Origin of the sequence: Lactobacillus sp. HBUAS51381 (assembly GCF_012641095.1) — a bacterium.
In the GTDB taxonomy this organism is placed as follows: domain Bacteria; phylum Bacillota; class Bacilli; order Lactobacillales; family Lactobacillaceae; genus Levilactobacillus.
The window spans coordinates 1-432 of the sequence record NZ_JAAVSC010000089.1 but is presented as its reverse complement, the minus strand read 5'-3'; the positions used below and the strand labels follow the sequence as shown (position 1 = coordinate 432).

The window sequence follows — 432 nt, the reverse complement described above, 5'->3', positions numbered from 1 at the left end:
AACAAGGTAGCCGTAGGAGAACCTGCGGCTGGATCACCTCCTTTCTAAGGAATATACGGAGGCTACACATACTTTGTCGAAACAATGGTCAGTTTTGAGAGGTCTACTCTCAATATTATATGATTTTGCTAAATGATTTTGGGCGTATAGCTCAGCTGGTTTAGAGCGCACGCCTGATAAGCGTGAGGTCGATGGTTCGAGTCCATTTATGCCCATTGACCGCAAGGTCATCATTTTGGGGAATTAGCTCAGATGGGAGAGCACCTGCTTTGCAAGCAGGGGGTCAGCGGTTCGATCCCGCTATTCTCCATTGGTACGAAAGTACCAAGGAATTTGTTCTTTGAAAACTAGATATTATCAAATTATTTTCCTTTAATTATTAAGATAATTAAACCGAGAAACAACTGCGTATTTTTGAGTTTTTTAATTAGT

Annotated in this window: 2 tRNA genes; both read left to right on the top strand. The window is 41.2% G+C overall.

Going from position 1 to position 432, the window contains the following annotated elements:
* Positions 1–140 precede the first annotated feature (140 nt).
* Positions 141–215, top strand: a tRNA-Ile gene (locus HEQ50_RS12640).
* Between the two features lie 22 nt (positions 216–237).
* Positions 238–310, top strand: a tRNA-Ala gene (locus tag HEQ50_RS12635).
* Positions 311–432: the final 122 nt, after the last annotated feature.